Source organism: Steroidobacter sp. (assembly GCF_016790065.1).
Lineage (GTDB): Bacteria > Pseudomonadota > Gammaproteobacteria > Steroidobacterales > Steroidobacteraceae > Steroidobacter.
Window position 1 is genome coordinate 1 of sequence record NZ_JAEUPY010000345.1, and the last position, 5,438, is coordinate 5,438.

The 5,438-nt window shown below is 61.6% G+C and carries 6 protein-coding genes and 1 pseudogene; 2 read left to right on the forward strand and 5 right to left on the reverse strand.

All coding sequences use genetic code 11. The annotated features are described in order from the left end of the window. A partial coding sequence (locus JNL55_RS14230; protein WP_293854240.1) for a winged helix-turn-helix domain-containing protein occupies window positions 1-1,082 on the reverse strand: 1,082 nt, incomplete at its 3' end. A gap of 78 nt (window positions 1,083-1,160) precedes the next feature. Further along, entirely contained in the window at window positions 1,161-2,219 is a 1,059-nt protein-coding gene (locus tag JNL55_RS14235; protein ID WP_293854243.1) for an MBL fold metallo-hydrolase, read from the reverse strand. Window positions 2,220-2,494: 275 nt separating this feature from the next. On the opposite strand from JNL55_RS14235, the gene JNL55_RS14240 reads away from it, so the two are divergent. Further along, on the forward strand, window positions 2,495-2,770 hold the full coding sequence (locus JNL55_RS14240; protein ID WP_293854247.1) for a hypothetical protein: 276 nt from the start codon (window positions 2,495-2,497) through the stop codon (window positions 2,768-2,770). A 16-nt stretch (window positions 2,771-2,786) separates the two neighbouring features. Here the strand turns inward: JNL55_RS14240 and JNL55_RS14245 are convergent, their stop codons facing one another. The 3 genes from JNL55_RS14245 to JNL55_RS14255 all read right to left on the reverse strand — a co-directional run bounded on the left by JNL55_RS14245 (window position 2,787) and on the right by JNL55_RS14255 (window position 4,616). Further along, window positions 2,787-3,377, reverse strand: a complete 591-nt coding sequence (locus JNL55_RS14245) for a DUF4136 domain-containing protein (protein ID WP_293854250.1) — start codon at window positions 3,375-3,377, stop codon at window positions 2,787-2,789. Window positions 3,378-3,530: 153 nt separating this feature from the next. Next, window positions 3,531-4,073, reverse strand: a complete 543-nt coding sequence (locus JNL55_RS14250; RefSeq protein WP_293854254.1) for a methylated-DNA--[protein]-cysteine S-methyltransferase — start codon at window positions 4,071-4,073, stop codon at window positions 3,531-3,533. Between the two features lie 30 nt (window positions 4,074-4,103). Further along, a complete protein-coding gene (locus JNL55_RS14255; protein ID WP_293854259.1) occupies window positions 4,104-4,616 on the reverse strand; it encodes an MgtC/SapB family protein in 513 nt (170 codons plus the stop codon). Between the two features lie 138 nt (window positions 4,617-4,754). On the opposite strand from JNL55_RS14255, the pseudogene JNL55_RS14260 reads away from it, so the two are divergent. After that, a pseudogene (locus tag JNL55_RS14260) lies at window positions 4,755-5,438 on the forward strand (hypothetical protein); the annotation flags it as partial.

Sequence of the window (5,438 nt, forward strand, 5' to 3'; positions counted from 1 at the left end):
CCCGGCTCGACACTGCCACCCTTCACTTGCAGCACTCCGCCCTGCCGTTCCGATTTCAGATCGACGCGACCGACGATGCGCTCGCCCAACAACAGCGGCAGCACGTAATAGCCATGCGTGCGTTTATGAATCGGTGTGTAAATTTCCAACCGGAAATGAAAGTCGAACAAACGCTCGGTGCGTTGACGCTCCCAAATCAACGAATCGAATGGCGATAACAACGCAGCCAGCTCGGCGACCTTGGCGGCGCGCGGAATCTTCGCCTCGTGATGCAAATAGCCCTGGTGTTTCCAGCCTTCGACCGTGACCGGGATCAACTTGCCCTGCTCCACCAACTCCGTCAGCCGCGTCGCCGATTCCTTCGCCGGTAAGCGAAAGTAATCGCGCAGGTCACGCGCCGTGGCTACTCCCATGGCTCGGGCGCCGATCAGCATCAACTCGCGCTGAGCCTGCTCTCGTGCAGGCACAGGCAGGGCTCGAGCTGAATCAGGCAGCACGCGTTCGGTGAGATCGTAGAGCCGTTCGAAATTGCGCCGGCGCGCAGTAGTGACATCGCCGATCCAGAACAGCCATTCCAGGATTTCCTTGCCCTGACTCCAACCCCACCAACTGCCCTTGGATTTGCCGGCGTGAGTGAGCTCGCTGGCGCCGAGCGGACCCTGCTCGCGAATCTGCTCGATGGTGGCCTTCACCAAATCTTGATGAGTGGTCGCGTAGCGCTTGAGACGGCCCCAAGTCCCGACGCCCTGCCGCGCATCGTCCATACGCCAGCGGAATAATGGATACGACTCGACTGGCAACAGCGACGCTTCGTGTCCCCAATATTCGAACAGTAACCGCGAGTCGTACGCGGCCTTTTCCAGCAACGCACTCTTGTAATTGCCGCGGCGGGAAAATATCGGCAGGTAGTGCGAGCGCACCAGCACGTTGACCGAATCGATTTGCACGACGCCCAAGCGCCGCACGATCTCCGCAAACGCTCCAGCGCTGCGGGGCGCGCTGCCGGAACCAATGAATTGCTGAGCGGCCAACGCCGCGCGTCGCGCTTCACTGAGGGAAAGAGTTTCCTTTGCAGCCGCCATACCCACATCCCAGCCCGCAAGGCCGGGAAGTGTAGCCGCAAACCCTGACCAGGCCCGCCTGCTTTAGGCCCGCTTATCTTAAGAAGACGCGGTGGCGTGCACGTTCGCCGGCGTGGTGCGCGATTCCTTTACACGCCACCAAGGCTGCGCCCGCTGATATTGACCCAGCCGCACGGCCTCGCCGATGCGCGGCATGGTGAGTCGAATATCCTGCTGTGCCGACAGCGCCAGCATTTTTTCCATGGGCTCATCCCACGAATGGAAGGCCAGATCGAAGGTCGCGTTATGAATCGGTAGCAACCAGTCGCCACCCAAGTCGCGATGCGCTTGCATGACTTGCTGGGGCAGCATGTGCACGCCTTCCCATTGCTTGTCGTACGCGCCCGCTTCCAACAACGTGAGATCGAACGGCCCATGACGACGCCCGATCTCGGCGAAGCCGTCGAAGTAGCCGGTGTCGCCGCTGAAATAAATCCGATGCGTGCCGGTGTAGATCACCCACGAGGCCCACAAGGTCGGGTTCTTGGCGAACACACTGCGCCCGGAGAAATGCTGAGCTGGCGTGGCGGTGAATTGGATACCTTCCAGCTCGATGGTCTGCCACCAGTCGAGCTGATGAGTTTTGCTCGCGGGAATGCCCCAGCGAATCAGCTGATCGCCCACGCCCAGCGGCGCAAGAAACACATTGGTCTTGGCAGCTAGCGCGATGACCGTCTCGCGATCCAGATGATCGAAATGATCGTGCGACAACACCACCGCAGCCAGCGGCGGTAGTTCCGCCAGCGAAATCGGCGTGGGTGTGAAACGTTTCGGCCCGGCCCATTGCACCGGCGAGGCACGTTCGGCGAACACCGGATCGGTGATCCAGAACTTGCCATTCAACTTCATCAACACGGTGGAATGACCCAGCCGATAGATCGACCCGTCCGGCGCTTGTTCCAATTGTTCGCCGGTCAGCGGCACCACCGTCAGCCCCGTCGGCGGCACGGTGCGGCTGGTGTCCTTGAACATGAACTGCCACCACAACTTCAACACCTGCCAGCCGCCCGGCTGTTTGGGCGACACGGCGTTATGAAACTGACCGTCGCGGAACTGCGAGGACCGATACGAAGGCGGATTGCTGCAAGCCGTGCTCATGGCGACAACTCCCAATAACAACACCCAACCGAGGTGGCGCATGGCGGATATCTTGCCTGGCAAGACTTAGCCTGGCGTTAGGTGAAGCTGGCGGGTCCTTGCCTATTCCTGGCCTATTCCCGGCATGTATTGGGGCGCAACGCGCCCTGCATTACGGTAAATCACCACAATTCATAACCAATGCAACGCGCGGTGTGAACTGCGTTGCAGGCTTACTGCCGGTAGCTCTGGCAGCATCTGCCCGTCGAAGCCGAAGTCGAAGCGAGGGCCCCATCATGAATCCCGTTGTCGAGATCTCCATCGATCTCACGGCCCAGGAGTTGACCGACCCCGCCAACATCGCGCCGTTGGCCCATAGCGAAATCGAAGTCGACGATATTTGTGAGTTCGATCCGCTGCTGAAGCCGCAACCGGCGGCCAATAATGACGGCGCGGTGCTGTCACCCGCCGACCCGAAGCCGGACCCGGCGCTGGACACAGACACCATCGAAATCGAGATCGAGCTGAGCGCGCCCCAGATGGACGCGCTGCTTAGTGGCGAGCTGGTCTGATTACGTGCCGGTCTAATTACATGTTGGGCCGGCCCGGGTACTGACGCATCAGCTCAGTGACCACGGCATTGATGGTGACCTTCGGGTTCTGCAGTTCCTCTTCGCTGACCCGACCTTCGGCCACGCCTTCCCACACCAACTGTTTCTTCTCGGCATCGACGATGTCGAGGTTCAGCGTGCCGACCTTGTAAGTGACCGTCCGATCTTCGTCATACAGCGGCCACGCGTTGTACAGGCCGTAGCGATAGCCGTAGTAGCCATAGCCCAGCGACATGCGCGCGTCCGGCCGGGATTCGGTGCGCTCGCGGGTGTTCATGTAGAAGTTCACCAGCAGATCGGGATGCTCCTCGGTGTACTTGTAGCCGCGAGCTTCCATCTGCGTCGACATGGCTTGCTTCAGATAGCTGGTCATCAAGGTCGAATAGCCGCCGCGATCGGTGCCGGTTTCCTTGGGGAAACCGTAGGTGCGATACACGGAGAAGTCGGCCGCCTTGTCGTAATCGATCCTCGTCTTGGGGCCGCCGGTGGTGGCACAACCGGCCGCGAACAGCGCCGTGGTCAGCGCCAGGGCGGCGGCCAGGCGGGTGAAATTGGGTTTGAATGACATGATGTAGTACCTCATCGGCTTACTTGTTTAGTCGAATGGTACCCGCGCGAGTTCCGGCGCGGCGCGTTACCAATTGTTCATCCTGGATCTTCATACTCGCCGGCTATATGGCGGCTGAATCGCCGATCCCAACCGGCTCCGCCAGCACTCGTCCTACAACGCCAGCGTGCCCTGGCCGCGCTCCAGGTCCAGCAGGATCCGCTTGCGCCATAGCCCGCCCCCGTAGCCACCATCGCCACCGTCGGCGTTAATGACCCGATGACACGGGATCACGATGGCAATCGGATTAGCCCCGTTCGCATAGCCCACCGCCCGCGTCGCCAAGGCATCGCCGATGCGCACCGCGAGCTGCAGATACGACCAGGTGTCGCCGTACGGAATCTCGCAGAGTGCTGCCCAAACGCGCTCCTGAAACGGCGTTCCCGCAGCGCTCAGCGGCACCGTGAAATCACGGCGCTGACCCGCAAAGTATTCCTGCAACTGCAATCGCAGCTGAGCCAACACCGGGCCGTCGCCATCGAGCAGAGTCGCTGCGTGCCGCTGCCGGAGCTCCTGCAATCGTTGCTCCAGACCCTCGGCATCGCAAAATGACAACCCGCAAAGCGCGCTGCCGGTTGCATAAGCAATCAGCGGCCCGACCGGCGATTCGTACCAGTCGATGTATCGCAGCGGCTCGGGGGTCACAGTGGCATGCACGGCCGCGAACGTTACACCGATGCGCTTGTCTCAACTAGAGTCGCCGTCATCCGCCGGTTTCTTGTTGAGCCGTCGCTCCAGCTTCGCCAACACCACCAGCACCACCACCGCAAACGCGGTGCCGATGAAGGCCAGAAAGTAATATCCGGCGCCGCACGCCACACCGAGCGCACCGGCCAGCCACATGTTGGCGCCGGTGGTCAGCCCATGCACATTGCCGCGACTTTGAATGATTGCGCCCGCCGCCAGGAACGCGACGCCGGCAGTAACGGCCTCGATGATGCGCACTGGATCGGCCGTCTTGGTGCCGTCCTCGCCGGTGAACTGTTCATGCAACTCGAAGGTGATCAAAGTGAACAGCGCGGCCGCCAGCGAAATCAAAATATGGGTGCGCAGACCCGCCGGCTTGTTGCGCAACTCGCGATCCAGCCCGATCAGGCTGCCGACCACCACGGCCATCATGATGCGCAGAATGGCTTCGAGCGGCGGCAGCACCGTGTGCTGTCCGCCCAGAGCGACGAACAGGTCCTCGATCTCGCCCATGACCACCCCCGCCGGACCGACGCTGCTCAGAAACGTTGCACCGGCCGGTAGGGTTCCTCCGATACGGCGTACTCAGTCGCTGGCCGGCAGCAGGTGCCGCAATGGCCAGCCGCGGCATTTGCCATTACTCTCCCTCGCATGACTCGTTTCCCGCACCTGAAATCCTGGCTGCTGACGCTGACCGTGCTGTCGCTCAGCAGCGGCGCGGCGCTGGCCGCCAAAGATCCTTTTAAAAATGCCCGGCAGGATTTCAAGGACGCTTACGCCAAAGCCACCAGCGTGCTCACGGATGACAAGGACGACAGCCAGGCACTGCGCAGTTATCCGCTGTATTCGTATTTGCAAGCCGCGCGCATCAAGCGCGAATTGGTCGATGCGACCAATGGGCTCAACAACGCCGACAAGCGCGCTGAGACATTCCTCGCCACTTACGAGCGTGAGCCGGTGGGCCGCGAGCTGCGCGCTGCGTGGCTGAGCAGCCTGGCACTTCGTCAACAGTGGCAGCCTTTTCTTCAGCACTATCGCGACGAAGCGGCCGGCGACTCGCTGCGTTGTCACAGCTTCACCGCCCGCATCGCTTCGGGTCGCACCGAAAATCTGAGCCTCGACGTCGCTCGTCAGTGGCTCACGCCGAGCAGCCTGCCGGATTGTGAGCGCGCATTCGAATGGATGCGCAGCCAACAGGCGCTGACGCCCGAGCTGATCGAGCAACGTGTGCGTCGCGCGCTCGAGAACAACAACCCGAGCTTTGCTAGACAGATCGCCGCGTCGTTGCCGCCTGAGCGCAGCGCGCCGCTGCTGCGTTGGGCCGCGTTGCTGGAA

Coding starts and splice junctions, on each gene's coding strand:
- JNL55_RS14240 (WP_293854247.1), top strand. CDS start 2,495: ATGAATCCCGTTGTCGAGATCTCCATCGATCTCACGGCCCAGGAGTTG.
- JNL55_RS14245 (WP_293854250.1), bottom strand. CDS start 3,377: ATGTCATTCAAACCCAATTTCACCCGCCTGGCCGCCGCCCTGGCGCTG.
- JNL55_RS14255 (WP_293854259.1), bottom strand. CDS start 4,616: ATGGGCGAGATCGAGGACCTGTTCGTCGCTCTGGGCGGACAGCACACG.
- JNL55_RS14235 (WP_293854243.1), bottom strand. CDS start 2,219: ATGAGCACGGCTTGCAGCAATCCGCCTTCGTATCGGTCCTCGCAGTTC.